Below are 25,862 nucleotides of genomic sequence, written 5' to 3'. Positions count from 1 at the left end.
CTGCTGCTGTCTTCGCGTTCGCCGGGCATGGCGATCGTGGTGTTGCTGGCGTTTATGGTGGTGGCGGTGATTGTGGCGTTGATTCCGCATCGTCTGTTTGCGCATGTGCCGGGTCTGCGTCAGATTATGGCTGCGGAGGCGAATACGACCGGTCAGACGGTTCTGCGTCTTGCGATGTTCCTGCTGGCGACCTTGATCATGTGCACTGCCCTCTTTGATTTGGATGCGGTGCTCGGTGCCTTTGCGGCGGGCCTGATTTTGCGTACCCTGACCCCTCCAGCGGCTTTGCATATGATGACTCGCCGCCTTGAGGTGGTTGGTTTTACGTTCATGATTCCGCTGTTCTTCGTGGTCAGCGGTATGGGCATTGATGTCTCTGCTGTGGTGGCTAAGCCTTTGGGTCTGCTTGCCGTGGTGGTGGGTATTCTGCTGTGCCGCGGCGTTCCGGTTCTTTTGGCGGAGCATTTCTTCGATACCCGTTCGGGGTTGACTACTCGCGCGCAGAAGGCGCAGTTGGCGTTGTATTCGGCTGCGGGTCTGCCGATTATTGTGGCGGTGACAGAGGTTGCGACCAGTTCGGATCTTTTGGAGGAGTCCACGGCGTCGCTGCTGGTTGCCGGCGGCGCGCTGACGGTTCTGTTGTTCCCGCTATGGGCGTTGGGTATTCGTCAGACGTTTGGTTCTGGTCAGCCGATTCAGCAGGAGCCGAGCCGTAAGGAGCAGATGAATGCGTTGAAGGCTCAGCGTAATGCGCAGGCGAAGCTTGCCACGGGCATGATTCCGGTGGTTCGTTTGAAGTCCCAGCCTGGCTCCGAGCCCCAGCTTGATTCTGAGACCCAGCCCGAATCTGAGTCCCCGGCTGATGCTCAGCCCGGTTCTGCCGAGGCTACGGGCGCTTCCGCTGGTTCTAGCGTTGCGTCTCGAGCAGCCTCTCGGGCTGAGGCAAAGAAGCGTAGCAAAGAAGCGTAAGGGTTCTGCGGAGAATACGGGTTCTGCAGAGATCTAGCAGCGGCTACGGTTGCGGTTCGACATTTCAAGATCGGGTACGAACCGGTTTGAGCGGGTACCCCGCTTACAGTCACCCCAACCTTATGTGGGATTGAATTTATAAAACCACACAATACCAGGCAGCTAAAGCCCTGCAAACCAACATGCATCCCACATATAGGATCAAAACCCACCGCATCCCCTCCTGAGGCTGCTGTGGGTTTTTTGCGCCCGAAAGACCCTATAAACCGCGGAAAGATAAGAATCTTCCTTAAATTCGGATTTTTTATGCAAATATTACAGAACATGACGTGTCTTAGCTTTCACGACTGACACTTTGTCCTATAAAATTGAAAGCGGACAGGGAATTTCCCTAAAACACACATAAACCAACATACATACACAGAGTCGCTTCCGCCCCAGCGGGAGCTGGAGCACCTCCCCTCTCACACACGGGAGGCGCCCCTTTCGGGAGTATCCGTGACGATACCCCCGGCGGCTCCCAACCACGGAGGAGGATCATATGGGTCAGAAAGGTAATTATTTCTAACCTCACATCTCAAAGGCCTCGCACTGAATCCTAAAGATTGTCTGCACACACAGTCATTTCCGAAGGAAATATCATGCACCAACTACTCCTCACCGCGAGCACTGGTGGCGTAGAGCTGGACTTCCCGGCCTGGCTCCGAATTACGCACTTTATCAACTTCATTATGATGGGCTTCCTGATTCGTTCAGGTTGGGAAGTTCTCGCCTCTCACCCCCGCCTGTACTGGAACAACCACTGCACCCCGGGTTCTGAGTGGATTAAGTTCACCAAGGACAAGGTCCCTACCACCCCCGGCGCATTTACTGCGCGCGATGACCAGCGCACCCTGTCTCCCCTGATTTCTCTGCCCGGTAAAGCCCAGATTGGTCTGGGCCGCGCATGGCACGCGCTGGTGACCGTCATCTGGATTGTTAACGGTCTGGTATATGTCTCCCTGCTGTTCCTGACCGGTCAGTGGCGCCGCATCGTCCCGACCAGCTGGGACATCATCCCGCAGGCGTGGGAATCCATCCAGATTTACGCTGGCTTCCAGATTCCCTCGATTGAGCACTTCCAGCCGTACGACGCTCTGCAGCAGATCATGTACTTCACCGTGGTGTTCATCGTGGCACCGCTGATGATTGCAACCGGCCCGATTATGAGCCCGGCATTCTGCGGCCGCTTCCCCGGCTACGTGCGCCTCTTCCGTAACCGCCAGACCGCACGTTCCATCCACTTCCTGGGCATGGCGTTCTACTGCGTCTTCACCGTCATTCACGTGGCGCTGGTGTTCGTGGTTCACCCCCAGTACAACATCGCCCACATGATGCTGAACAAGCCCTACAACGAGGTCGACGCAGCACAGTTCGCTCAGGCAGTCACCATGCTCATTGGCGGCATTGTCTTCGCTGTGGCTCTGTGGATTTTCGCTTCGTACTGGTCCCTGCGCGACCTGCGATTCACCCAGACCTTCATTTGGGGTCTGACCCAGCCGATTCGTAACGTCCTGCTGGACCGTATCACCTCCCGTCAGGTGCAGAAGAAGACCTTCACCGATGCCGACATCTCGCCCTTCCACTGGGTTAACACTCGCCCGCCGACAGAGCGTGAGAGCACCGAGTGGAACCGCCTGAAGGAGCACGAGTTCGTTGACTACCGCCTCGAGCTGGGCGGCCTGGTGAAGGAATCCAAGTCCCTGAGCATTGACGAGCTCAAGCAGCTGGGCAAGGAAGTCAACATCACCATGCACACCTGCATGCAGGGTTGGACCGGCATCGCCAAGTGGGAGGGCGTGCGCCTGCGCGACGTTCTCGCACTGGTCGAGAAGACCGACGAGGCTCGCTACGTTATGGTGACCTCCTTCGGCCACGTGGGCCACACCTACGACGGCCGCCCGACCGAACCTTACTACGAGTGCCTGGACATCTCCATGGCGATGGAAGATGAGACCATCCTGGCGTGGGGCATGAACGACAAGCCCCTGCCCGATGTGTACGGCGGCCCGCTCCGTCTGCGTGCGGACTCCATGCACGGCTACAAGATGGTCAAGTGGGTTCAGAAGATCGAGTGGATCAAGGACTACCACGATGTTGGCGATGGCCAAGGCGGTAGCCGTGAGGACTCCGGTCTGCAGCACTTCGACGCACGCGCCTAAGCACCCCCGCGGGGCGCTACGACGCTAACCGTCGATACACCACCCTATAAAGCGCTGAACATATAAAGCACAGAACGGTGGCGGGAAACATGGGCCCGCCACCGTTTTTGTGCGCTCACAACTGGCGCCTCGCTTCTGCGGCTAGACGTCGCGAGGGCATAAAGAAACCGCCCGGGAGCCTTAGCTCTCGGGCGGTTTCTTTAGAGGTTTGCCTTCTGGCGCTGTACCTTAGGCGTCGTAGATGATGACGTCCAGGGTACGGGGGCCGTGCACGCCCTCCACGCGGATCAGCTCGATATCACTGGTTGCCGACGGACCGGAAATCATGGTCACGGGGCGGGTGTAGGTGATACGCTCGATCGACTCGGGGACCAGCTCCACGACGGTGGAACGGGGCACCACGCAGATGTGGTGGTCGGGCACCAGGCTGATGGCGCGGCGACCCTCATCGGGGTTGGTGTTCAAGAAGATCGTGCCGGTCTCTGCGCAGGAGACGGTCGAACCGGTCACCACAGCGTCAACTGCGTCCAGTTCCTTCAGGGTCAGGCAGCCGGGCTTGAGGGTGCTACCGGAGTCGGTGACGCGCTTGCGGTCAGCGGTGTCAGCCGGCAGCCACTCCATGTTCAGGCCCTCGGGAACCACGTAGGTGGACTTTTCACCCAGGCGTTCTGCGATGACCTCGGAGATGTTCTCCTTGTTCGCGTGGAACACATTTGCCTTGTAGTCAATGAGGCGGTCGACGAGCATCTCAATGGTCTGCTCTTCGTTCAGCTCGCTGACGCGGCGGTAGTTACGTACGGGCTCGGGGGCGACGGGTGCGTCAGCCAGGGACGAGCGGATACGTGCGAGGATATCTTCCTTAGCAGAGGACATTAGTTGTTCTCCTTAGCTTCGCGGGCTTCCTGAGCAGCCTTAGCGTTTGCAGCCGCTTCAGCTGCCTTACCCTTGTTGGCCTCGATGAGGGCCTGAATGTCAACGCGCTGTGCGTTATCGCGTGCCGGAGCCTGGCCCTTCTCCTTCTTCCACCAGTTGCGGAAGGATTCCTTGGGGGGCTCGGGGATGTCGCGGTAAGCGGTCCAGCCGCCGACGATACCGGGAACAGCGGTGATCTTGTGCTTGCGGCCGGTAATGAGGCGGGACATGGGCAGACCACGCTCTGCAATGGACATCATCTTGCCGGAGGTGAAGAGCTTCTTCGCACCGAGCATCATGCCGTCCATCTGCGAGAAGGGAGCCTTCTTGTTGCCCTCGAACTCGCGGACAGCGTGCTTGGACTCGACGTCCTTAGCGCGCAGGTGCACGAGCACCTCGGGGAAGTTAATCTTCACGGGGCAGACCTCGTAGCATGCGCCACAGAGGGAGGATGCGTACGGCAGCGAGTTGTTGTGCGCTGCCTCGATACCGGAGAGCTGCGGGGACAGGATCGCACCGATGGGGCCCGGGTAGGTGGAGCCGTAGGCGTGACCGCCTGCGCGCTCGTACACGGGGCACACGTTCATGCAAGCGGAGCAACGGATGCAACGCAGTGCCTGGCGGCCGAGCTCGTCAGCCAGAACGGCGGTACGGCCGTTGTCGATGAGGATGACGTGCATGTTCTGCGGGCCGTCACCGGGGGTCACACCGGTCCACATGGAGGTGTAGGGGTTCATGCGCTCACCGGTGGAGGAACGGGGCAGCAGCTGCAGGAACGCCTCGTAGTCCTGGAAGGTGGGCAGAATCTTCTCAATACCCATGAAGGTAATGAGGGTGTCGGGCAGGGTCAGGCACATACGGCCGTTACCCTCGGACTCCACGATGGTCAGGGTACCGGTCTCAGCAATACCGAAGTTGGTACCGGAAACTGCCACGGTGGTGTTCAGGAACTTGTTGCGCAGGCGGTTACGCGATGCCTCTGCCAGTTCTGCCGGCTCATCGGTGATGTCCGGGTTGATACCCTCGATTTCGCGCAGGAAGATGTCGCGGATTTCGCGGCGGTTGCGGTGAATTGCGGGCACCAGAATGTGGGAGGGGCGGTCGTGGCCGAGCTGGACGATTTCTTCCGCGAGGTCGGTCTCAATAGCGTTGATGCCGTTTTCCTCGAGGAATTCGTTCAGGCCGGTCTCTGCGGTTGCCATGGACTTAATCTTGATGATTTCGTCCACACCCTGCTCGCGAATCAGGTCCAGAGCGATCTGGTTTGCCTCGGTGGCGTTGCGTGCCCAGTGCACGTGGCCGCCTGCGGCGGTGAAGTTACGCTCGAACTGTTCGAGCAGCTCGGGCAGGTTCGCCAGAACGTAGTTCTTGACGGACTCACCGGTGTTACGCAGGTCCTGCCAGTCGGGCACCTCTGCGGTGACGCGTGCGCGCTTGTTACGGATCGCGTGGGTCACGAAGCGCAGGTTGGCGCGTAGCTGCTCGTTCTTGAGCTCTTCCTTCGCGTACTTGGGGAAGGGGGTTTCTTCGAAAATGTTGCCCTCGCCGTAGTGAACGACCTTGGGCATACCAAGCTGAATAGCGGTCATGAGGTCTTATCTTTCCTTAGCCGATCGAGAGCTCAACACGCTCGGAGTTGATCTTGAGCGGGTTTTCCTTGGTGGATGCGAGGATCTCAGCGAAGTGGATGGTCTGAACGTCCGAGCCGCGACGCATCAGCGCACCGCCGATGTTCATCAGGCAGGAGCAGTCGCCGCCGGTGCAGACGGAAGCACCGGTTGCTTCAACGTTGTCTGCCTTGTCGTTGACCATTGCGCCGGAGACGTCAGCGTTCTTGAAGGAGAAGGTACCACCGAAGCCGCAGCACTGGTCCATGCCCTCGAGCTGGGTGTACTTGATGCCTTCGACGGTGCGGACCAGGTCCTGCTGGCGGGTGCCCAGGCCGAGCATACGCATACCGTGGCAGGAGCTGTGGTAGGTGACGTGCTCGGGGAAGTAGGAGCCGAGCTGCTCGGCAGCGTTGGTGATGCCGAGGATGTCGATCAGCAGCTGGGAAAGCTCGAAGGTGCGGGAAGCGATCTGCTCTGCCTTCAGAGCCAGCGCTTCGTCGCCGCGGCTACGTGCGACCATTGCCTGCTGGTGACGCAGGGAAGCAACGCAGGAGCCGGAGGGCGCAACAGCTACGTCCCAGTCCCAGGAGTCGAAAGCTTCAACGTGGTTCTTGATGACTTCGTAACCGTCATCGAAGTAGCCGGAGTTGACGTGCATCTGAGAGCAGCAGGTCTGGTTCGGGGGGAAGACAACCTCGTGGCCCAGGCGCTCAAGAATTTCGACGGTGGCGCGTGCTACGCGGGGGTACATGCCGTCAACGATGCACGTGGAGAAGAGTGCAATGCGCATGACTTGTCCGTCCTTTCCTCTGTGTTCAGAGTTTCTCGGTCTCACCGCCTGCGTCTGGGGCAGGCGGGGCACAGTCCGAACAAGTTCGGTCTTCCAAAGAAGCGACTCAGATGTATTGAGTCGGGGAAGCTGGGCCGGATGGTTCCGGCTAATGTGCGCGCCCCAAGTGGAGGTGGGATGCGGTGGGATCAGAAACCGTGGTGATGTCTTTTATCTTCCTAGCCATTTAACACCGTTGGGCGGCTTTTCTCTAGTTGGAATAGCACATACTTTCCTTGTTAAATAACCGGTTAGGTCAACCTGACCTTAAGGTATATTTCCCTACCTTCCGGTATATATGACCTCATCTAGTTTTCAGCCTCACCCTATCCCCTATGCCTCTTTATTTATTGAACATTTATCAAACGCACATCTTCTGCAGCTAAACCCCCTAGAAATCCGCCTTTCTGAAGCATTAATGATTGTTTCGTGGGGTGATTCCTCTTTAACACAACATTCTTTTCGGGAATGTGCCCACAGTTGGAGATTTCTTACTGGATAAGCCAATCACTCATACACCCATTTCATTACGCCCTCAGAAATATCTGAGTTTCAGAAGCTGGCATTAACTGTCAGAGTCGCAATATTTCGGTAAATTCACAGGGCTCAACCCCACCAAGCACCCCTTAGCTGTGAAAATGAGTCAGGTCACTTTTGGTGAAACACCACATTATCCGGTACTCTTCTAAACATGCGATCAATGGTCTGACCACATCCCCGTGCAGGGAACAATGACTCGTTCCCCACAGAATTATCTATGGTCTGACCACACACAAGACACACCCTGAACCAAAGGAGTTCCAGTGGAAACTTATACCGCTGTAACCAATGCAGTGGGAGGTAGCCTCGGCCTCAGCGCACTCGTGGCAACCATTCCCCTCCTCACCTTCTTTGTGATGCTACTGGGCGTTAAGGCACGCGCTCACTGGTCCGCACTCGTGGCACTGGCAGCATCCATCCTCGTAGCAATCCTGGGCTTCCACATGCCCGCTGACCTCGCCGGTCTGAGCGCCGTCCGCGGTGGCATCTACGGCCTGGTCATCTGCTGGGTTATCCTCGGTGCAATCTGGTTCTACCAGCTCACCGTTCTCTCCGGCCGCTTTGAAGACCTGCGCCGCGTCTTCGACCGCCTCGGCGGCGGCGACCTGCGCATCCAGGCTATCCTCATCGCATTCTGCTTCGGCGGTCTGCTCGAGGCACTGGCTGGCTTCGGCGCTCCCGTTGCAATTACCGCAACCATGATTCTCGCCCTGGGCGTCAAGCCCCTCAAGGCTGCTATTACCGTTCTGCTCGCTAACACCGCCCCCGTGGCATTCGGCGCGGTTGCTGTCCCGATTACCACCGCAGCTGACGTTGGCGGCAAGGACGCACACGTTATCGCAACCATCGTTGGTCACCAGGCTCCGTTCCTGGCAATGCTCGTTCCGCTCATCCTGCTCGTCATCCTTGACGGTATGAAGGGTCTGAAGGACGCATGGCTGCCCGCACTGGTCATCGGTGTCTCCTTCGCAATTGCACAGTGGGTCACCGCTGCTACCCCCGCATACAACCTGACCGACGTTGTTGCTTGCATCGTCTCCATGGGTGTTGCTGTTGTCTTCCTGCAGTTCTGGAAGCCGCGCGGCGTCGCAGGCGTTCGTGAACGCTACGGTCTGCCCGCACAGGCTGAAGAGAAGGAAGTTCTGCCCGCCGTTCGCGTCTGGATGGCACTGCTGCCCTACGTCATCGTCGTTGCAATCTTCGGTGTTGCTAACCTGCACGCTGGCCTGAAGGCATGGCTGAAGAGCTTCGTCATCAAGATTGATATCCAGGCTCTGAGCTCCCGCCTCGTCACCGCTGACGGCAAGCCCGTCAAGGACGCTGTCTACAACTTCGCGTGGATGTCCAACCCCGGCACCCTGCTGATCATCTCCGGTCTGGTTGTTGCGGTCATCTACTTCTTCTTCAACGAGAAGGGCCGCTACGCCTTCAAGTTCCCGGCAATCTTCACCGAGTTCGGTTCCGTTGTCTACCGCATGCGCTGGTCCATCCTGACCATTGCTTCGGTTCTGGCACTGGCATACGTCATGAACTTCTCCGGTCAGACCATTGCTATGGGTACCTTCCTGGCAGGCCTGGGCACCATCTACGCGTTCCTCGCACCGGCTCTGGGCTGGATCGGTACCGCTGTGACCGGTTCGGACACCAGCGCGAACGCACTGTTCGCCAAGCTGCAGGTGTCTGCTGCTGAGAACCTGCAGCACGCAGGTATCCACGGCGCAACCCCCGAGCTCATGCTGGCTGCTAACACCACCGGTGGTGTGGTCGGTAAGATGATCTCCCCGCAGTCGCTGGCTATTGCTGCTACCTCCGTGGACATGGAGGGCAAGGAATCCGACATCCTCAAGGCTGTTCTTCCCTGGTCCTTCGCTATGCTCCTGTTCGTCTGCGTCCTGGTCTTCCTGCAGACCAACGTGCTGTCCTTCATGATTCCCTAATCTGAAGCTCAGGTTTTAGAGAGTCCCTGAAGCATCCGCTTCACGAACAGTAGGACATTCGCCCCGGTTTGACCGGAGGCCACAGCGGGGCGGCGTACCTTTCCGGTATCGCCGCCCCGCTTTTTATGCCCCTTATGACTCGATAGGTTGCCCCAATAGTTTGGGAGAACATGCTGAGTCGAGACTTCTTTTCGTTATCCGCCTCGTTATCAGGAGAGAGTATGCCTCGTTCTTATGACGACACCCAGCCTGCAGAGGCACCCCCTGTGGTTGAGCGTCAGCCGATTCTGGCGGACCGCAGCTACAGCATCATTCTGGAGACCTTTGAGCGGCGCCTACGCCTGGGTGAGTTGCGTGTGGGCGATAAGCTCCCCTCCGAGCGTGAGCTGGCGGCGCGGCACGGTATTTCCCGCCCTTCGGTGCGTGAGGGCCTTCGGGTTTTGAACGCACTGGGTCTGATTCGTTCTAGCACGGGTTCGGGCCCGAAGTCGGGTGCGATTATCATTTCGGAGCCGTCGGATGCGCTCAGCTGGGCGCTGCGCATGCACATTGCGACCCGCAGCCTGCCAGTGAAGGATGTCGTCTCAACCCGTCTGCTGTTGGAGGGCCCCGCCGCCCGGGCGGCAGCTGCGGCGCCGGATTCCCCGGAGCGTGCGGCGGCGCTGGAGCGGGCACGCGTGCACCTGGCGGAGATGGATGAGCAGATCAGCGATGAGCGCTTCCATTTCTGCGATACGCGTTTTCACTATGAGCTGTCGAAGCTCGGCGGCAATATTGTGCTTGATACGGTCATTGACTCTCTGCATATGGCGACGATGAGTTATGTGCAGGAGGCGGTTCCTTTCCTGAAGGATTGGGAGGCGGTCAAGCGCACGTTGCAGCAGCAGCATTACGGCATTATTGAGGCGATTGCCTCTCATGATGAGCAGGCAGCCTATGAGCGGGTCTGCGAGCACATTACGTGGTTCTATTCGCTGTCTGACCGGGCTGCGGAGGAGCGGGCGCGGCAGCATCCGGCGAGGGATATTCTGCACGAGGATTTGTGCCACGAAGGCGTGCACAACAGCTAAGGTGCACCCCTTGCTTGCGTACCTCGCTCTCATAACCCCACATAGCTAAAGGGCGGTGCCCCGGAAGATCAGTCTTCCGGGGCACCGCCCTTTAATCCATAAGCTCTTTTACATGCATTCTTATAGGTGCTATACGTCATAAATACATCTTGTGTGTCTATTGTACGGGGGGGTTGTCCTCTATCATACTTAGTAATCGGCTCATGATGCTTCTACTCCGCAAAACGCAGGTTTACACCATATAGCTGGTCTGTAGATAGCCCTCACGATACGCCCGTATCACTGCCGGTTCTCGCCCATCAATGATGCTTGAGAAAGGTGAAGTCCATGGCAAAGAAGCCCTTCACACCCCTCGTCCTTATCGGTATTGCCTGCTGCCTGGGCGTATCGAGTTGCTCCACCACCGTTGAAGTTAAGCAAGACATTCGCAATGTCCTGGCAAGCTACGAGAATCCCTCCCCGGATATTAACGTGGCCCTCGTCAACGAGGTCAAAAAGTGTATGAGCGAGAAGTCCTTCACCTACTCCGGTAGCCAGAACATTATTGACGGCTCCTCCGTTCATGAACTTGCGATGAGTGGCGCCCACTTCGCCAACGAAGAAGCGGCCACCCATGGATACTGGTCCACCCGGCAGGGCAACGCTAGCTCCAGCAATGCACCCGCGATGGAAAACCCCGCATATCAGAAGGCGTTCCTAGGCGACCCTCAAGCCCCAGACAGCAAAACTGTCACCATCACGATGAGTAACGGTGCCCAGACCAGCATGGCAACAGATTCATGCCTCGGACGTGCGGCAGAAGCTGTCTTCGGCTCAACAGAAAACTACCTCAAATACACCAACTTCGTTAACGAACTCAACACGGGCGGATCCAAAAACAACGCGGTAGAAGAAATGGGGAAATACTACCGTAATGACACCACCTACGGTGCATGCATGAAAGAAAGCGGATACGCCGACATCCAGCACTTCGGAGATGCTCCCAGCTACGCAGAGAAAACCTGGGGTAAGTACAAGGCAACCAATGTAGCCGCCAATGCGGAAGAGCAGGCCCTAGCTCACGCCGACTACAACTGCCAAAAGTCCACTGGAATCCTGACTAAGGCACAGAATATCTACTACGAAAAGGCTGCGACCTGGCTCAATGAGCATGAGCCGCTCATCCTTGAAGTACGCGATATCGAACGTCAGGCCCAGGAGCGTGCCGCAGCTCTACTCAACGGCAACTAGCCAAGGGCAACTAGCCGACGGCAAATAGTAAACGCTGATTCCTCGTTGGACATTTTCTAGCGAGATTTTTCTACCGATCCTCTGCTCTCAACCGCTTTCACCAGCGGATGAGGGCAGAGGATACAGCCCTTTATTCAGTCCCCGCCACGTTGTTTCCCTCAGCAATTACCTCTAGTCCCGCCCCATATTTCACCGCAGAAAGGTGAACCCATGAACACGCAGCAGAGTTCAGAAAACCCCCGCCGCGCCGCTACGACGGCAACCATACGCGCCTACCTGGTTCCGGTGCTCGTCATTCTGCTCGTCATCACCGGCGGGTTCTCCATCTACGCGCTCAACACGGGGCTACGCACCAATGTTGAATCCAATGCGCAGCCGTCCCGCGCCGCGCAACTAACAACCCGAATCAGCACGCAGACTGTTACCCGCACCTACTCGGGAGAAGTCAGCGTGTCACCCGCTCGAAGCTACACCGTAGGAACCCCTCAAGGAGTGGTGACCAGGGACGGCGCCAAGGCGGGTACCCAGCTGAGTAACGGCTCAATTATCACTACTATCAATGAGCGTCCCATCATTGCGTTCAAGGGTAGTATTCCCGCCTACCGCGACCTTGCCGTAGGCGCTCGCGGCGATGACGTTAAACAGCTCCAAGAAGCTCTAGAATCGCTCGGCTACAGTATCTGGGATGAGGAGGGAAACTACGGCGAAGCAACCGCCAACGCTGTCTACCGTTTCTACCTGGATCGTGGCTACTACCCTCCCGGGGATACTGACCGAACCGAAGAAGGACGCTACAGCACCGCACTGCCGCTCTCTGAATACCTCTTCGCTGACGGCAATGAATACACCGTAGACAACAGCTGCGGCACCAAAGGCCAAACCTCAACTCCGGCGCTGTGCACCCTATCCGCGGGTGGATACCGTCTGGTACTCTCCGCGGACGGTAGCGCTCTCAGCAATGAACTCGCTGAGGGACAGAAAGTCCAGATTCTTACCGATAACGGAAGTCCGCTCGAAGGCACCCTAGGCGCAGCCCTCACACCCGAAGGCTCAACGAATGCTGACGGCGGCGCTAACGCAGGTGCCTCCAACGGCGTGCAGAACAGCGCGCGACCTAACAGTGACACCTCCGCATCGGGAGCTACCGCACGGAAACGCTACCCCATCACAATCGACTTGCCGGAAAACACGACGGCATCAACACGTTTTCAAGCAACCGTCACGCTCAACCGAGGCGCTGAAAACGCCCTCGCGGTGCTCGAAGCCGCCGTCAAAACCGAAGAAAACGGAACGCACTCCATCACCCTGGATAACGGTCAGAGCGTTCCCGTCACCCTCGGTGTGTGCTCCGCCGGAATCTGCGAGCTCGTCAACCCCGCCGCAGAACTCAAGGCAGGTACCGTCGTGAAGCTGAAGGAGCGCTAAAATGCCTCATCACGAGACAGAACGTGCCCTCCCCGCGAGCGCTACCGCAACAAAACCTAATATCGAGTGCCGCAATATTGCGCGTTTCTTTCCGCCCTCCACCTGGGCGCTAAAAAACGCAACCCTCAGCATTCATGAAGGTGAATCGGTGGCTATTACCGGCGCCTCCGGAAGTGGAAAATCTACGCTCCTCTCCATCATCGGGCTGCTCGATCAGCCCTCCGAAGGTGAGCTGAAAATACTAGGTCAGAACATGGGCACCGCCAGCGACGCCGAGCGAACTGTGGCACGCCGTGAGCATATTGCTTTCGTCTTTCAGGCGTACCACCTCATCGCTCATCTGAACGCCACCGAGAACATTGCTCATACCCTCCGGATGCGCGGCGTACCGGGCCGTCAGGCACATCAGCGTGCGTTACAGGCACTCGAACAGGTGGGTCTGGGGCACCGTCTGGAGGTTCTGCCACGCAATATGTCCGGCGGTGAACAGCAAAGAGTCGCGGTCGCACGCGCGTTAGCCTGTGCCCCACGCATCCTGCTGTGCGATGAGCCTACAGGAAACCTCGACACTGAAAACTCTCACAAGGTGTTGGATCTGCTCCTCGCCGGGCGTGCGGAGAAGCAAAGCCTGGTCATCATCACCCATGAACCCGATATCGCGGCTCGCTGCGACCGGCAGTTACACATGGTCGATGGGATGCTCGTTAGCCCCGAACTCACTCGTCCCGAAGAACCGGCCCACCAATCGCTCAAAGAACCCGTTGTCAGGGGAGGATAGATGCTAAGGAACAACCTTCACTACGCTCTCCTTGCAGTTGTTCGCCGTTGGCGCCGCAACCTGCTCACGGTATTGGCGATGCTCGCGGGAACAACCACCATCATCATGCTGGTGGGCGTCAGCGAGTCATCGGCGCTCAATACGAGCTCGCAGCTGGCCAGTTACGATTCCACCCGGCTCGGTGTGCGCCTCCAGCCGCAAACCTGGGATATACCGGAGGATGAACTGCTCTGGCGCGTTAACCAAGTTCCAGAGGTTAAAGCTGCCGGTACAGTCACCATTGATACGCAGACAACGCGTCCGCAGGTCAACAGGCCGGGGCAGGAGGGCCAACAGACACCCCTCGCAATCGTTTCAGAAGCAGGTTTGAAAGCACGAGGTGCGCACATTGTCGAAGGGCACTTTTCGGAGCCTGCCCGCGAACGCCCCGGTGAGCCTACCGTCTATCTGGGCGTTGCCCTCGCAAAAGAGCTAGGGGTCAGTACTGAGCCCGGGCGGAACATGATTGAGGTCAACGGAATGCGAGCTTACGTGCTCGGCATTATCCGTGACGGCGGTAAAAACGCTGCTCTCAGTAGCGCTCTTATTCTGCCGACCACCTCCACTTTCTTGCCGCAAGCCCACACCCTGCAACGCGGTATGGACGTCATCGTGAATCCAGGAAGTGCAGATACGGTCGCGGAACAGCTCAAGCAGGTACTCGATCCGCAACGTTCCCCCGTTGATACAAACATTGAGATTCCGCCTTCACCGGTGACTCTTCGTGCTTCCTTGACGAAGGATAGCCGAGCTCTTACGACCATCATTCTGGTGGTTCTTATCGCTTCGACAAGCTTCGGCATTGTGATGACCATGCAGATTTCGGTCTGGGAACGCCGCCGGGAAATCGGCATTAACCGTGCATTAGGGTTGGGACGGCGAGATGTGGCGGTCAGCTTCCTTGCGGAGGCGGCTCTCCTCGGGGCCCTGGGCGCTCTTGGAGGCTTCATCCTCGGTGTTCTCGGTTCCTGGGTTGTGTGCCTTCTCAACGGATGGGCGCTATCTCTGCCGCCCCTTATCCTAGGGATTCCTTTCCTCGGCTTGGCTGTGGGCATCGTTGCGGGTGCATTGCCTGCCTACGCGGCAACGAAGGTTCAGCCGCTTGAGCTCCTGCAATAAGTGCCCAGCAAATAAATGCCCAGCAAATAAAGGGCGGTGCCCCGGAAGACTGATCTTCCGGGGCACCGCCCTTTATCAAAGACCTATTCAGCCCGAAATATTGAGTTTAGAACTTCGTGCCGGTCAGACGCTCATACGCCTCAACGTAACGGGCACGAGTCTTCTCCACAACCTCCTCAGGCAGGTGCGGCACATTATCCGAACCATCCCAACCCGACTCCGGCGAACGCAGCCAGTCACGCACATACTGCTTATCGAAGCTCGGCTGCGGACGACCCGGCTCATACTGCTGAGCATCCCAGAAACGCGACGAATCCGGGGTCAGCACCTCATCACCCAGGGTAATCTCCCCACGGTACGAATCGGTACCGAACTCCATCTTGGTATCCGCCAGAATAATGCCCTGCTCACGAGCAATCTTCTCCGCAGTGGTGTACAGGCTCAAGCTCAGCTCCTCCAGGCGCTCACCCACCGGCTGACCCACCTCAGCGTACAGCTCCTCACGGGTCACCAGCTCATCATGCTCACCCACCTCAGCCTTACCGGTCGGAGTGAAAATCGGGGTCTCCAGGCGGGAACCATCCACCAGGCCCGCAGGCAGCTTCACACCAGCAATCTCACCGGTCTCGTTGTACACAGCCAGACCCGAACCGGTCAGGTAACCGCGCACAATGCACTCCACCGGGAACATGTTCAGGGAGCGGCAAATCATTGCTCGACCAGCCACAACATCCGGAACGTCAGTGGACAGCACGTGGTTCGGAACCTGCTTAAGCTGCTCAAACCACCACAGGGACATCTGAGTCAGAATCTTGCCCTTATCCGGGATCTCGGTGGGCAGAATACGGTCAAACGCGCTAATACGGTCCGAGGCGACAACCATGACCGAACCGGCACGCAGCTCAGCGTCATCATTGACGGTCAGGCCGGTGGCGTCAAAACGTTCCTCATTCGGAACGTACAGGTCGCGGACCTTACCGGAATAAATGTGAGTCCAGCCAGGAATCTCCACGGGGTTAGAACGAGAAGTCATGAGAATTTCTCCTGATGAGGTGGTGTGATGTGGATGCAAAAAGTCTGTGTAATTACAATACCGCGACAGGCACGGCTCCCGATAGTGCCAATTGGGCATCAATACGGCACAATCTTGAGAGCCCAACCTGCCCCGGTCGTCGCCGCCAGCGCCCCGAGCCGAGGAAATGGACAGGGGAAAAGCTGAGGCGGCACAAAGCTAAGAAGCGAGTGGCAAAGAAGCGACCGGCTCCCCCACCCTCAAGCGGGGAAGCCGGTCACCTTAGGTTTTAGCCGCGCGGGGCGGGAATCTGGATGCGGTTCTCCACAGCCTTCAGCGCGATATCGGTGCGGTACTGCGCGCCAGCCCAAGAGATAGCGCGAACACCCTCGTATGCGGCGTCGCGGGCAGCACCCAGGTTCTCACCGAGCGCCACAACAGCCAGCACACGGCCGCCAGCGGTGTGGATCTCCTCGCCGGAAACCACGGTGCCCGCGTGAATCACGTGCACGCCCTCCAGAGCGTTCGCCTCATCCAGACCGGAGATGGCGTCACCCTTGCGGGGAGTGTCCGGGTAGTTCTCAGCAGCCATGACCACGTCCACTGCGGTGCGGGGATCCCACTCCAGCTCAGTACCCTCAGAAATTTCACCGCGAGCAGCCGCACGCAGCAGCTGACCCAGCGGGGTGCGCAGACGCGCCAGAACCGCCTGGGTTTCGGGGTCGCCAAAGCGGGCGTTGAACTCGATAACGCGCACGCCGCGGCTGGTCACGGCCAGGCCACAGAAGAGCACGCCCACGAACGGGGTGCCGCGCTCAGCCATACGTGCAACGGTCGGGCGGGCAACCTTCTCCACGACCTCCTGCACGAAGCCCTCGGGCAACCAGGGAAGCGGAGTGTAGGCGCCCATACCACCGGTGTTCGGGCCCTCGTCGTTATCGAAGATGCGCTTGAAATCCTGAGCCGGGGACAGCGGCAGAACGTTCTTACCGTCGGAGATGACGAAAAGGGACACCTCGGGGCCGTCCAGGAACTCTTCGATGACCACGGTGCCACCGGCGTTGAAGCATGCCTGAGCGTGCTCCAGCGCCGCAGCACGGTCCTCAGTCACCACAACGCCCTTACCTGCAGCCAGGCCGTCGTCCTTGACCACGTAGGGTGCACCGAACTCGTCCAGTGCCGCCTGCGCCTCAGCGGCGTTCGTTGCCACGTAGGCGCGGGCGGTCGGCACGGATGCCTCTTCCATGACCTGCTTAGCGAAAGCCTTAGAGCCCTCCAGCTGAGCGGCAGCTGCAGAGGGGCCGAAAACATCAAAACCCGCCTCACGCAACGCGTCAGAAACACCGGCGACCAGCGGTGCCTCCGGGCCAATAACGACCAGGTCGGCGTTCAGTTCGCGTGCCAGGGCGGTTGCCTGGGCGGGATCATTCGCATCAATTGCGTGGACGGGAACATCCTGAGCAATACCGGCGTTGCCGGGGGCGCTGTGCACCTCAGTCACCTCAGGGTCGCGCAGAAGCGCACGGATAATAGCGTGTTCACGGCCACCGGGGCCCAGTACCAAAACCTTCATAGTATTTAGGGTACCCGGTACCCTCTCAAAAATGTGAGCTGAGCACACTAAAAATGCGGCTCTTCTCATGTAGCGGCACATTCGCAAGAATGCGCGCTGGGAGAAGAGCCGCACAGCTTAGCAGCCGAAGCTACCGAATCAAGCTAAAGCACTAGATGAGGGCGGTAATAGCAGCCAGGCCACCGAAGACAATACCGGGAGCGTTCGCGATGATGATCGGGACGTCCTTCTTGGGGCGCCACAGACCGTACAGAACCCACAGGGTGCAGTTGATAGCCGCAACCAGAGGCTGAATCCAGTCACCCTTGTGACCGCTCAGGTTACCGATAATCTGCGGGAAGTAGAAGACGTACATCAGGACTGCAGTCACAGAAGCAACACGGGCCAGGATGGGGAAGAACTTTGCGTGGAATTCAGATTCTGCGCTCAAACCGCCCTTGGGGGAAGAGTTCTGTGCGGAGGTAGAGGTGTTGTGCTGCTCTGCCATGGATGTACTCCTTTACGTAATTGTGTGCGCCGTATGAGCCACCTAGAAAAGTGGCTGAAAGTGACGGTGCAAAATCCCTGTAAACCCCGAGTTCTAAACCCTATGCTTCGTACCGGCATATTCACCTTAAGGGTGAGGTTTAGGGTGGGGGTGGCAAGCGAGCGCGCGAGGGCTCAGCGTACCGTTCAGGGGTGGGTAAGTGGAGAAAAAGCTCATATGCCGCTGCCTTGGTCTTCGCCATATATTTGGGCGGTGACGTCTATACGTCGGTCGGTCCTATGCGGTGCGCAGGGTTGATGCGGAGGCTACCTGTAGTAGGGGAATCGTGCGGGCTGTACCTCGCTCACGATGCTTGCCTCAGAGCCACCTTTGAAGGTGTTCTGCGCGATGAGCACCCTACCATTATAAAAATGAGTGACTCATAAAATCAACCTTTTGAGGGATATACGCTTCCTCACACTCCTTATCAGGTGCATATAAAATCCCGTTTTCAGCCACCCTTCACCGCACAAATAGGGCGATGCAATACGCCCCGTTTAAACTAGAAGAATGACCAACAGCACCACCTCACAGGCCACCACTCACACCATCAATCAGAGCAGCGCCTTCGACGTAGAACTCGCGCAGCTCACCCGCAACAACTTTGTTGAGGCACGCCACCGCGGCCGCCTCATCCTGCTCGGCCCCGACGGCGAAATTCAGCTTGCCCTCGGCGACATTCATGAGCCCTTCTATCTGCGCTCCGCCGCCAAGCCGCTACAGGCTATCGGCTCCATGAAGGCGGGTGCACCCCTGCGCGGTTCCCAGGTCGCTATCGCCTGCGGCTCGCACTGCGGCACCTTCGAGCAGATGCGCGCCGTACAGGACGTACTCACCCAGGGCAGCACCGAAACCAACCCGCTCACCCCGGCGAACCTGGCGCTCAAGCCCGCACTCCCCTCTGATAAGCAGGCACGTCAGGCAATGATTCAGGCAAACCTTGCCGCCACTGCCCTGGCGCACCCCTGCTCCGGCAAGCACGCCGCATTCCTGTGGGCGTGCACCGCCAAGCTTGAGCGCGGCGACCTGGAAGAGGGCTCGCAGAACTGGACCCTGCACAACTACCTCGACCCCGAACACCCGCTGCAGCGGGTCATTACCGAAGAAATTGAGGCGTTTACCGGCGAACCGGTAGCGGCTATCGGCGTGGACGGCTGCGGCGCGCCCGTACACGCGGTTTCTCTGCTGGGTGCCGCACGCGCCTACTCGACCCTGGGTTCGGCAATCCGTAATCTCGGGGCGGATGCGCGCGCCTCCACGGTCGCGACCGCCATGGTGGACTACCCCGAGCTGATTCAGGCACCCGGCTCCCCCGACACCGTGCTCAGCGAAGAACTGGACGCGATCGTCAAGGGCGGTGCGGAGGGCGTGCTCTGCATTGGTCTGCGTTCGGGCGCATCCGTGGTGGTGAAGATGAGCGACGGTTCGCACCGCGCCATGTACGCCGTGGCTCTGCGTGCTCTCGCCGCTGGCGGCTACCTGAGCGCCGAGGAATGCGAGCGCCTACTTGCGCTGGTGGTTCCCCCGGTGACCGGCGGCTACGTGGATGGCAAGCCGGTTGAGGTCGGCGAGCTGCGCATGCATGATGAGCTCTTCACCCGCGAGGATCTCTCTAACGGCGCCCCGGAAGGAAAGTAGCCGTGGCAATTCGACGCAAAACCAGCGAAGAGGCGGGCATGGCGGCGGTGCGTGAGGTGCGTGCGCTCTTCGCCTCGTTCGAAGATAGTTCCGCAACACCTGCTGCGCCTGTGCCCACCGAGGTAGCGCAGGCGTTTGCCGCGCTCCCCCGCTCCGTGCGCGCTACCTTCGTACGTTTCACCCTCGAAGAGCTAGCGACCCTCGCCCCCGGCAATAGCGTGGAGGTGCGCGTACCCCCGCTGGGCGTGACCCAGTGCGTGGCGGGCCCCCGCCACACGCGAGGCACCCCGCCCTCGGTCGTGGAGACCTCACCCGCGGTCTGGGCGGCACTGGTGCTGGGCGCCTGCTCGTGGGAGCAGGCGGTTGCCGCCGGGGTGCTTGACGCCTCCGGCGAGCGTAGCGACCTCTCTACCCTGCTGACGCTCTTTTAAGTGCTGCTTAAGACCCCGAGTTTTCGCGGCTTCTGTAGCTTCCTGCCGCCAGAAGCCGCTAATAGCCGTCCATACTGAGGTATTTAGCGTATCCTTCACCACGTCTAGACTGAAACCCGGTACACTTTTAAGGGTCTGGTGTATGCTACCGCACACACAGGCAGGTGCGAGTACAGAAACACACATCCGTCTTGCGCCCGCGCAGACGCATCCGCAGTCCCATCGTCGAAAAGACAGTGAATTGATTCGCCCCGACGGAAAACTCACTCACGACCTCGATCCGATTGACCACGGCCCCAAGGACGCCTGCGGCGTCTTCGGCGTCTGGGCACCCGGCGAGGACGTGGCAAAGCTAACCTACTACGGCCTGTACGCACTCCAGCACCGCGGCCAGGAATCAGCAGGTATCGCAACCAGCAACGGCAAACGTATCCACGTGTACAAAGATATGGGACTCGTCTCCCAGGTCTTTGACGAAGCCACCCTCAGCTCCATGCCCGGCGACCATGCTATCGGCCACGCCCGATACTCCACCACCGGCGCATCCCACTGGGCTAACGCACAGCCCACCCTCGGTACCACCCCGCACGGCACGCTCTGCCTGGCGCACAACGGTAACCTCACTAACTCGGCTGACCTTTACGACCGAGTGATTGCCAAGAATGGCGGCAAGCCTCCCAAGCACGGCGAGCTCGCCCAGGGCAACACCACCGACACCGCACTCGTCACCGCCCTGCTGGCGGAGCACGACTTCGATTCCCTCGAAGAAGCAGCACTTGACCTGCTGCCCACCCTGCGCGGTGCTTTCTGCCTCACCTTCATGGATGAGCACACCCTCTATGCCGCACGCGACCCGCAGGGCGTTCGCCCCCTCGTGCTCGGTCGCCTGGAGCGCGGCTGGGTTGTCGCCTCCGAAACCGCGGCACTCGATATTGTCGGCGCGTCCTTCGTGCGCGAAGTTGAGCCCGGCGAATTCATCACCATCGACGAGAACGGCCTGCGTTCCCAGCGCTTCGCTGAGGCAAAGCCCGCCGGTTGCGTCTTCGAGTACGTTTACCTCGCTCGCCCGGACACCACCATCTCCGGCCGTAGCGTCTACGAATCCCGCGTAGAAATGGGCCGTCAGCTCGCCCGGGAGCACGCTGTTGAGGCTGACCTGGTCATGCCCACCCCCGAATCCGGTGTTCCCGCCGCTATCGGTTACGCCGAAGAGTCCGGTATTCCCTACGGTAACGGCCTGGTCAAGAACGCTTACGTGGGTCGAACCTTCATTCAGCCCTCGCAGACCATCCGCCAGCTGGGTATTCGACTCAAGTTGAACCCGCTGAAGTCCGTGGTGGCGGGTAAGCGCCTCGTCGTGATTGACGACTCCATCGTTCGCGGTAACACCCAGCGCGCCCTCGTGCGTATGCTCCGTGAAGCCGGCGCGAAGGAAGTTCACGTTCGTATTTCCTCCCCGCCCGTCAAGTGGCCCTGCTTCTACGGTATTGACTTCGCATCCCGCGCAGAGCTGATTGCGAACGGCCTGTCAGTGGACGAAATCGCTTCCTCCCTGGGTGCCGACTCGCTCGGCTTCATCTCCCAGGACGGCATGATGGCAGCCACCGAGCAGCCCGCCGAAAACATGTGCACCGCATGCTTCACCGGCGAATACCCGATTGAGCTGCCCAGCGAGGAACGACGCGGCAAGTCCCTCTTCGACTCCGAAGAGAAGGGCAAGGGCGGCCCCCTCGCCGGTAAGGCGGCAGAGGTGACCGTGGAACGCCCCGTCCCCTCCAAGCCCGAGCACGCCGAGGCGGTCTCCATTGAGACCCGCGAAGGCACCGAAACTCTCGAGACGAAGTTCGACGCCTCCGCAGTACAGGTTGCTGCAGACGATGCCGGCATGGGCATGTGCAACCCCGGCCCCGACGCCGACCTCGAATCGCTGCTCACCGAGCAGGACCGCACCCCCGCAAACTCCTCCGCTACCACTACCCCGAAGGAATCCTAAATGAGCGAGAACACCACCACCGTAACCTACGCGAGCGCAGGCGTTGACGTAGAGGCTGGCGATCGCGCCGTTGAGCTGATGAAGGGCGCTATCAAGGCGACCCACAACTCCTCCGTCGTTGGTGGCGTGGGCGGCTTCGCGGGCCTGTACGACGTCTCCGAGCTGGTCAAGTACCGCAAGCCCTACCTGGCTACCTCCACCGACGGTGTGGGCACCAAGGTCGCTATCGCGCAGGCTCTGGATATTCACGACACCATCGGCTACGACCTGGTCGGCATGGTCGTGGACGACATCGTCGTGTGCGGCGCTAAGCCCCTGTTCATGACCGACTACATTGCCACCGGCAAGGTCGTTCCCGAGCGTATCGCTGACATTGTGCGCGGTATCGCTGGCGCATGTGCACAGGCTGGTACCGCCCTGGTTGGCGGCGAAACCGCTGAGCACCCCGGTCTGCTCGCTGAAGACGAGTACGACGTTGCGGGCGCGGCAACCGGCCTAGTCGAGGCTGACGAGCTGCTCGGCCCCGACCGCGTGCGCGAAGGCGACGTGCTGATCGCTATGGCATCCTCTGGTATTCACTCCAACGGCTACTCCCTGGTCCGCAAGGTCCTGAACGTTGCCGGTTGGGGCCTGGAGCGCCAGGTGGACGAGCTGGGTCGCACCATCGGTGAGGAACTGCTCGAGCCCACCCGCGTGTACGCTGCGGACTGCCTGGACCTGGCGGCTGCATTCCCCGTCAACGGCGAAGACGGCACCACCGGCAGCGGTGTGCGCGGCTTCTCGCACGTGACCGGCGGCGGCCTGGCCGCTAACCTGGCTCGCGTTCTGCCTCAGGGCCTAGAGGGTCGCGTGGACCGCTCCACCTGGCAGATTCCCGCGATCTTCTCCCTGATTGGCTCCCTGGGCAACGTGCCCCTGGCTGACCTGGAGCGCACCCTGAACCTGGGCGTGGGCATGATCGCTATCGTTGACCCCTCCGTGGCTGAGGCTGCTACCAAGCGCCTGAACGACCGCGGTATCCCCTCCTGGATCATGGGCGATGTTGTTGCCGCCGGCGAGCCTGAGGCAAACAGCGCCGACTACATTCAGGGCGCTAAGGGCGTGGACGGCGGCGCGGTTCGCCTGCTGGGCTCCTACGCATCCTAAGGACGCTTTCTCCAGTAGATAGCGAGCGCCAGCCTGACTGGTGCTGATAATTGCTGATGCCGGGGCGGTCACCTCTACGGTGGCCGCCCCGGTTTTTGTGTGCCTACCGGAGGTGCACACTGCCTGAGGCGCACGCTGCCGGGGGTGTGCGCTGCCGGGGGTGTGCGCTGCCCGGCGTTTTTGCCACCGGGTTTTTATTTAATTTCGCGCGTATTTCAGGCTATTTTTATTTTTTTGCTATCAACTGCATTTTTAATGCATTCCAGTGCTTACACCACAGTGTTAAAACATTTACTTTTCTCCCCGACTCGCAAGAGGCACCGCACAGCCCGCATCGCATACCCTAACCCTCAAGCTTTACCTACATAAACTCTCAACTATTGGGCGCTATTCAGCCTCCACGGGTTGATTTTCTGCACATTAACCCGTGAAAAGCACCTCAAAAATCCCTCAAGCTCACCTTGAAGTGATACCTTAGAAACGTACGTTGCACACCGTCCAAAAAAGAGTTCTTCCGGTACGAAAAAAGGGTCCACAAAACACTATTCCCTCACCCCATTTATTACTTCAGCGCGCCCAAAAATAGGCCCCTTTTGCCGCCCCGTAAAAACCCTATCCGCACCCCCGTGCGCCTGCAGACGGAAACACCAGTACACATCACACAGTCCGCATACCACCTACATCAGGAGAACCAGATGAGGCTTCCATACATCGGCGCGCGCCGCGCTGAAACACCTCCTCGCCCCTGCACCGATAACCGCCACCGCAAGCGCCCCGCACGCGCGGCACTGAGCCTGCTCGCCGCCGGCGCCATCCTCTTCGGAGGTGACCTGCCCGCCGTCCTCGCGCAGGCGCCCAGCGACGAAGCCATCCTGGCAGCAGCTCAGGCGGCGCCCCAGATCGAAGGCCCGGTCAGCCCCCTCACCCTCGCGCGCAACGGCGCGGCACGCCCCAACACCCCCACCGCGGCGGCACCCGGAACGCTCCCTCAGCAGGTGTTCGACCGATTCATCGTCACCTACACCAACGAAGCCAAGCAGCGTAAAATGCAGCGCGACGGCGACTGGGACGCAGTCCGCGGCATTGTTGACGACATCATGGACACCGTCGATGTCGTCAGCGAAGCACTGAACGTCGATACCAAGTTCCTGCACAACACCTCCACCGATGACGCCGTCATCCAGACCTCCAAAACCCTCAACAAAACCGAGGCAAAGGAGTTCATGGCGAAAGTCGCCTCCGACCCGGACGTAGCCTCCGTCGAGCCCGACTACATCAACTACCCCGCCGCAGAAGGCGACATCACCTTCCAGTTCAACGACCCGCAGTACAGCAAGCAGTGGAACCTCACCAACCCCACCACCGGCGTGCAGAACACCGGTAACGCGCGCCTGCGCCGCGGCGCAAACGTGAAGGTCGCTGTCCTCGACACCGGCTACGTGCCGCACCCCGACCTGGTCACCGGCATGGCGAACGGCTACGACTTCGTCAGCGACCCGCTCAGCGCCCGCGACGGTAACGGCCGCGACCCCAACCCCCTGGATGAAGGCGACTACGCACCCTACAACCTCTGCAAGGACCAGGCGAACGCCCACACCTCCACCTGGCACGGCACCCACGTGGCGGGCATTATCGGCGCCCGCGGTAACAACGGCATGGGCATCGTCGGTGTCGCCGACCTCGCCCGCGTGCAGCCCGTACGCGTGCTGGGCCGCTGTGGTGGCCGCACCTCCGACATTGCCGACGCGATCATCTGGGCTGCCGGCGGACACGTTGACGGCGTGCCGGACAACACCTACCCCGCTAAGATCATCAACATGTCCATCGGCACCGTAACCCGGTGCCCCGCCGCCTACCAGCGCGCCATCGACATTGCACGCTCCAAGGGTGCACTCGTGGTCGCCGCGGCGGGTAACGGCAACACTGAAGCCGCCAAGTACGCGCCCGCCAACTGCATGGGCGTCATCACGGTCGGCGCAACCACCAAGGCCGGTACACGAGCTTCGTTCTCCAACTACGGTACGAGGGTCAATATCTCCGCGCCGGGTGAGAACATCCTCTCCCTGTCCGTGAACAGCCTCGACCGCCCGGATAACACCAAGTTCACCTACGTCTACGAGAGCGGCACCTCCATGGCGGCGCCGCACGTCTCCGCTCTGCTCGCGCAGCAGCTGGTCAACGGTACCTCCATGACCACTCAGCAGGTCGAGAGAGCGTTCACCCTCGCGGGAGGTAATCGCATCAAATGCGACAAGGTCTTCTGCAGCCGCGGCATTATCAACAGTTTCAACCTGGCGAAAAAGGCTGGAAACCTGGACGCGAACGGCAGGGTGACCTATCTGCGACCGCGCAAGATCATTTCTAAGGGCCTGAGCGCCGGAGCATCTAACACCAAGATTGCGGACGATACCGGTGAAGCTACAGAGGCAACTACTACCGCAACAGCGCAGGCGGCAGGAACCAACGGCGAGACCCTCACCGGTGACTACGACCGAATTCCCGGCGCACCCGCCATGGAAATCCCCGAAGACGCCCAGGTCCAAGACCTGAACGGTGACGCCGAGCCCGTCACCCAGGACGAGCCGCTGGTCACCAACCCCGCACAGAAGCCCCGCGAAGCAGACGATCAGCACTAAGCTACCCGTAGCGTAGACAGACCCGGTTCACGGGCATAGCGAAGCCCCCGATGAGAGAAATCATCGGGGGCTTTTCGCATCTAAAAAGAGTTTCGGCTAGTAACAGTGACTAGCGGTGGGTACCGGTCGCGAAGCCCAGGTAACCATTGTTCGGGTAGCCGCTGCTCGGGTAGGTGTTCGCAGAAGCACCGTACCAGGAACGGTAACGCGGAGTGTGACCGTGACGCGGACGCGACGGGTACGAGGGG

19 protein-coding genes are annotated in these 25,862 nt (G+C 59.7%); 13 read left to right on the top strand and 6 right to left on the bottom strand.

The window, feature by feature from the left end; all coding sequences use genetic code 11:
* Both HXO69_RS05700 and HXO69_RS05695 read left to right on the top strand, forming a co-directional pair.
* On the top strand, positions 1–969 hold a 969-nt coding region (locus HXO69_RS05700; protein WP_296545830.1), incomplete at its 5' end, for a cation:proton antiporter.
* Positions 970–1,610: 641 nt separating this feature from the next.
* A complete protein-coding gene (locus HXO69_RS05695; RefSeq protein WP_005504634.1) occupies positions 1,611–3,170 on the top strand; it encodes a molybdopterin-dependent oxidoreductase in 1,560 nt (519 codons plus the stop codon).
* 228 nt (positions 3,171–3,398) lie between these two features.
* On the opposite strand, the gene HXO69_RS05690 is transcribed toward HXO69_RS05695, so the two are convergent.
* From HXO69_RS05690 to HXO69_RS05680, 3 genes are read right to left on the bottom strand one after another with little or no spacing between them, the layout of a single operon-like run.
* The gene (locus HXO69_RS05690; protein WP_070691147.1) at positions 3,399–4,043 is read right to left on the bottom strand and encodes an LUD domain-containing protein; all 645 of its coding nucleotides are present in this window, start codon (positions 4,041–4,043) and stop codon (positions 3,399–3,401) included.
* Positions 4,043–5,671, bottom strand: coding sequence for a LutB/LldF family L-lactate oxidation iron-sulfur protein (locus HXO69_RS05685; protein WP_294630196.1), 1,629 nt, complete (start codon positions 5,669–5,671; stop codon positions 4,043–4,045). The genes HXO69_RS05690 and HXO69_RS05685 overlap by 1 nt, the downstream gene beginning before the upstream one ends.
* Before the next feature lie 16 nt (positions 5,672–5,687).
* Positions 5,688–6,482, bottom strand: a complete 795-nt coding sequence (locus tag HXO69_RS05680; RefSeq protein WP_005504630.1) for a (Fe-S)-binding protein — start codon at positions 6,480–6,482, stop codon at positions 5,688–5,690.
* An 842-nt stretch (positions 6,483–7,324) separates the two neighbouring features.
* On the opposite strand from HXO69_RS05680, the gene HXO69_RS05675 reads away from it, so the two are divergent.
* The 6 genes from HXO69_RS05675 to HXO69_RS05650 all read left to right on the top strand — a co-directional run bounded on the left by HXO69_RS05675 (position 7,325) and on the right by HXO69_RS05650 (position 14,659).
* Positions 7,325–8,998 carry an L-lactate permease gene (locus HXO69_RS05675; protein WP_296545828.1) on the top strand — a complete coding sequence of 558 codons (1,674 nt, stop codon included), beginning with the start codon at positions 7,325–7,327 and terminating at the stop codon, positions 8,996–8,998.
* A gap of 221 nt (positions 8,999–9,219) precedes the next feature.
* Positions 9,220–10,068: a FadR/GntR family transcriptional regulator gene (locus tag HXO69_RS05670; RefSeq protein ID WP_294602954.1), complete on the top strand. Its 849-nt coding sequence runs from the start codon at positions 9,220–9,222 to the stop codon at positions 10,066–10,068.
* Between the two features lie 318 nt (positions 10,069–10,386).
* A complete protein-coding gene (locus tag HXO69_RS05665) occupies positions 10,387–11,298 on the top strand; it encodes an adenylate cyclase (RefSeq protein ID WP_296545831.1) in 912 nt (303 codons plus the stop codon).
* A 210-nt stretch (positions 11,299–11,508) separates the two neighbouring features.
* Positions 11,509–12,723 carry a peptidoglycan-binding protein gene (locus HXO69_RS05660; protein ID WP_296545827.1) on the top strand — a complete coding sequence of 405 codons (1,215 nt, stop codon included), beginning with the start codon at positions 11,509–11,511 and terminating at the stop codon, positions 12,721–12,723.
* A 1-nt stretch (position 12,724) separates the two neighbouring features.
* A complete protein-coding gene (locus tag HXO69_RS05655; protein WP_296545826.1) occupies positions 12,725–13,501 on the top strand; it encodes an ABC transporter ATP-binding protein in 777 nt (258 codons plus the stop codon).
* Entirely contained in the window at positions 13,502–14,659 is a 1,158-nt protein-coding gene (locus HXO69_RS05650) for an ABC transporter permease (protein ID WP_296545824.1), read from the top strand.
* A gap of 106 nt (positions 14,660–14,765) precedes the next feature.
* On the opposite strand, the gene HXO69_RS05645 is transcribed toward HXO69_RS05650, so the two are convergent.
* The 3 genes from HXO69_RS05645 to HXO69_RS05635 all read right to left on the bottom strand — a co-directional run bounded on the left by HXO69_RS05645 (position 14,766) and on the right by HXO69_RS05635 (position 17,731).
* Entirely contained in the window at positions 14,766–15,692 is a 927-nt protein-coding gene (locus tag HXO69_RS05645; RefSeq protein ID WP_294628882.1) for a phosphoribosylaminoimidazolesuccinocarboxamide synthase, read from the bottom strand.
* Between the two features lie 268 nt (positions 15,693–15,960).
* Positions 15,961–17,244, bottom strand: a complete 1,284-nt coding sequence (gene purD, locus HXO69_RS05640; RefSeq protein ID WP_296545823.1) for a phosphoribosylamine--glycine ligase — start codon at positions 17,242–17,244, stop codon at positions 15,961–15,963.
* Positions 17,245–17,395: 151 nt separating this feature from the next.
* Positions 17,396–17,731: a hypothetical protein gene (locus tag HXO69_RS05635; protein ID WP_070593821.1), complete on the bottom strand. Its 336-nt coding sequence runs from the start codon at positions 17,729–17,731 to the stop codon at positions 17,396–17,398.
* Between the two features lie 549 nt (positions 17,732–18,280).
* Between HXO69_RS05635 and HXO69_RS05630 the strand changes: the two genes are divergently transcribed.
* From HXO69_RS05630 to HXO69_RS05610, 5 genes are all read left to right on the top strand, one after another.
* Complete coding sequence (locus HXO69_RS05630) at positions 18,281–19,408, top strand: asparaginase (protein ID WP_296545821.1); 1,128 nt, start codon at positions 18,281–18,283, stop codon at positions 19,406–19,408.
* 2 nt (positions 19,409–19,410) lie between these two features.
* Positions 19,411–19,839 carry a sterol carrier family protein gene (locus HXO69_RS05625; RefSeq protein WP_296545820.1) on the top strand — a complete coding sequence of 143 codons (429 nt, stop codon included), beginning with the start codon at positions 19,411–19,413 and terminating at the stop codon, positions 19,837–19,839.
* Between the two features lie 241 nt (positions 19,840–20,080).
* Complete coding sequence (gene purF, locus HXO69_RS05620) at positions 20,081–21,832, top strand: amidophosphoribosyltransferase (protein WP_296545819.1); 1,752 nt, start codon at positions 20,081–20,083, stop codon at positions 21,830–21,832.
* Complete coding sequence (gene purM, locus HXO69_RS05615; protein WP_044150117.1) at positions 21,833–22,978, top strand: phosphoribosylformylglycinamidine cyclo-ligase; 1,146 nt, start codon at positions 21,833–21,835, stop codon at positions 22,976–22,978.
* A 695-nt stretch (positions 22,979–23,673) separates the two neighbouring features.
* Entirely contained in the window at positions 23,674–25,614 is a 1,941-nt protein-coding gene (locus tag HXO69_RS05610; protein WP_296545817.1) for a S8 family peptidase, read from the top strand.
* Positions 25,615–25,862: the final 248 nt, after the last annotated feature.

Source organism: Rothia sp. (in: high G+C Gram-positive bacteria) (assembly GCF_015265375.1).
Lineage (GTDB): Bacteria > Actinomycetota > Actinomycetes > Actinomycetales > Micrococcaceae > Rothia.
Note: the sequence above shows the minus strand (reverse complement) of the source record. Positions and strands in the feature narration are given on the sequence as shown.

What these genes read in the sequence shown, in the direction of transcription:
- HXO69_RS05695 (WP_005504634.1), top strand. Translation starts at nt 1,611, where the DNA reads ATGCACCAACTACTCCTCACCGCGAGCACTGGTGGCGTAGAGCTGGAC.
- HXO69_RS05690 (WP_070691147.1), bottom strand. Translation starts at nt 4,043, where the DNA reads ATGTCCTCTGCTAAGGAAGATATCCTCGCACGTATCCGCTCGTCCCTG.
- HXO69_RS05685 (WP_294630196.1), bottom strand. Translation starts at nt 5,671, where the DNA reads ATGACCGCTATTCAGCTTGGTATGCCCAAGGTCGTTCACTACGGCGAG.
- HXO69_RS05680 (WP_005504630.1), bottom strand. Translation starts at nt 6,482, where the DNA reads ATGCGCATTGCACTCTTCTCCACGTGCATCGTTGACGGCATGTACCCC.
- HXO69_RS05670 (WP_294602954.1), top strand. Translation starts at nt 9,220, where the DNA reads ATGCCTCGTTCTTATGACGACACCCAGCCTGCAGAGGCACCCCCTGTG.
- HXO69_RS05660 (WP_296545827.1), top strand. Translation starts at nt 11,509, where the DNA reads ATGAACACGCAGCAGAGTTCAGAAAACCCCCGCCGCGCCGCTACGACG.
- HXO69_RS05655 (WP_296545826.1), top strand. Translation starts at nt 12,725, where the DNA reads ATGCCTCATCACGAGACAGAACGTGCCCTCCCCGCGAGCGCTACCGCA.
- HXO69_RS05650 (WP_296545824.1), top strand. Translation starts at nt 13,502, where the DNA reads ATGCTAAGGAACAACCTTCACTACGCTCTCCTTGCAGTTGTTCGCCGT.
- HXO69_RS05645 (WP_294628882.1), bottom strand. Translation starts at nt 15,692, where the DNA reads ATGACTTCTCGTTCTAACCCCGTGGAGATTCCTGGCTGGACTCACATT.
- purD (WP_296545823.1), bottom strand. Translation starts at nt 17,244, where the DNA reads ATGAAGGTTTTGGTACTGGGCCCCGGTGGCCGTGAACACGCTATTATC.
- HXO69_RS05635 (WP_070593821.1), bottom strand. Translation starts at nt 17,731, where the DNA reads ATGGCAGAGCAGCACAACACCTCTACCTCCGCACAGAACTCTTCCCCC.
- HXO69_RS05630 (WP_296545821.1), top strand. Translation starts at nt 18,281, where the DNA reads ATGACCAACAGCACCACCTCACAGGCCACCACTCACACCATCAATCAG.
- purM (WP_044150117.1), top strand. Translation starts at nt 21,833, where the DNA reads ATGAGCGAGAACACCACCACCGTAACCTACGCGAGCGCAGGCGTTGAC.
- HXO69_RS05610 (WP_296545817.1), top strand. Translation starts at nt 23,674, where the DNA reads ATGAGGCTTCCATACATCGGCGCGCGCCGCGCTGAAACACCTCCTCGC.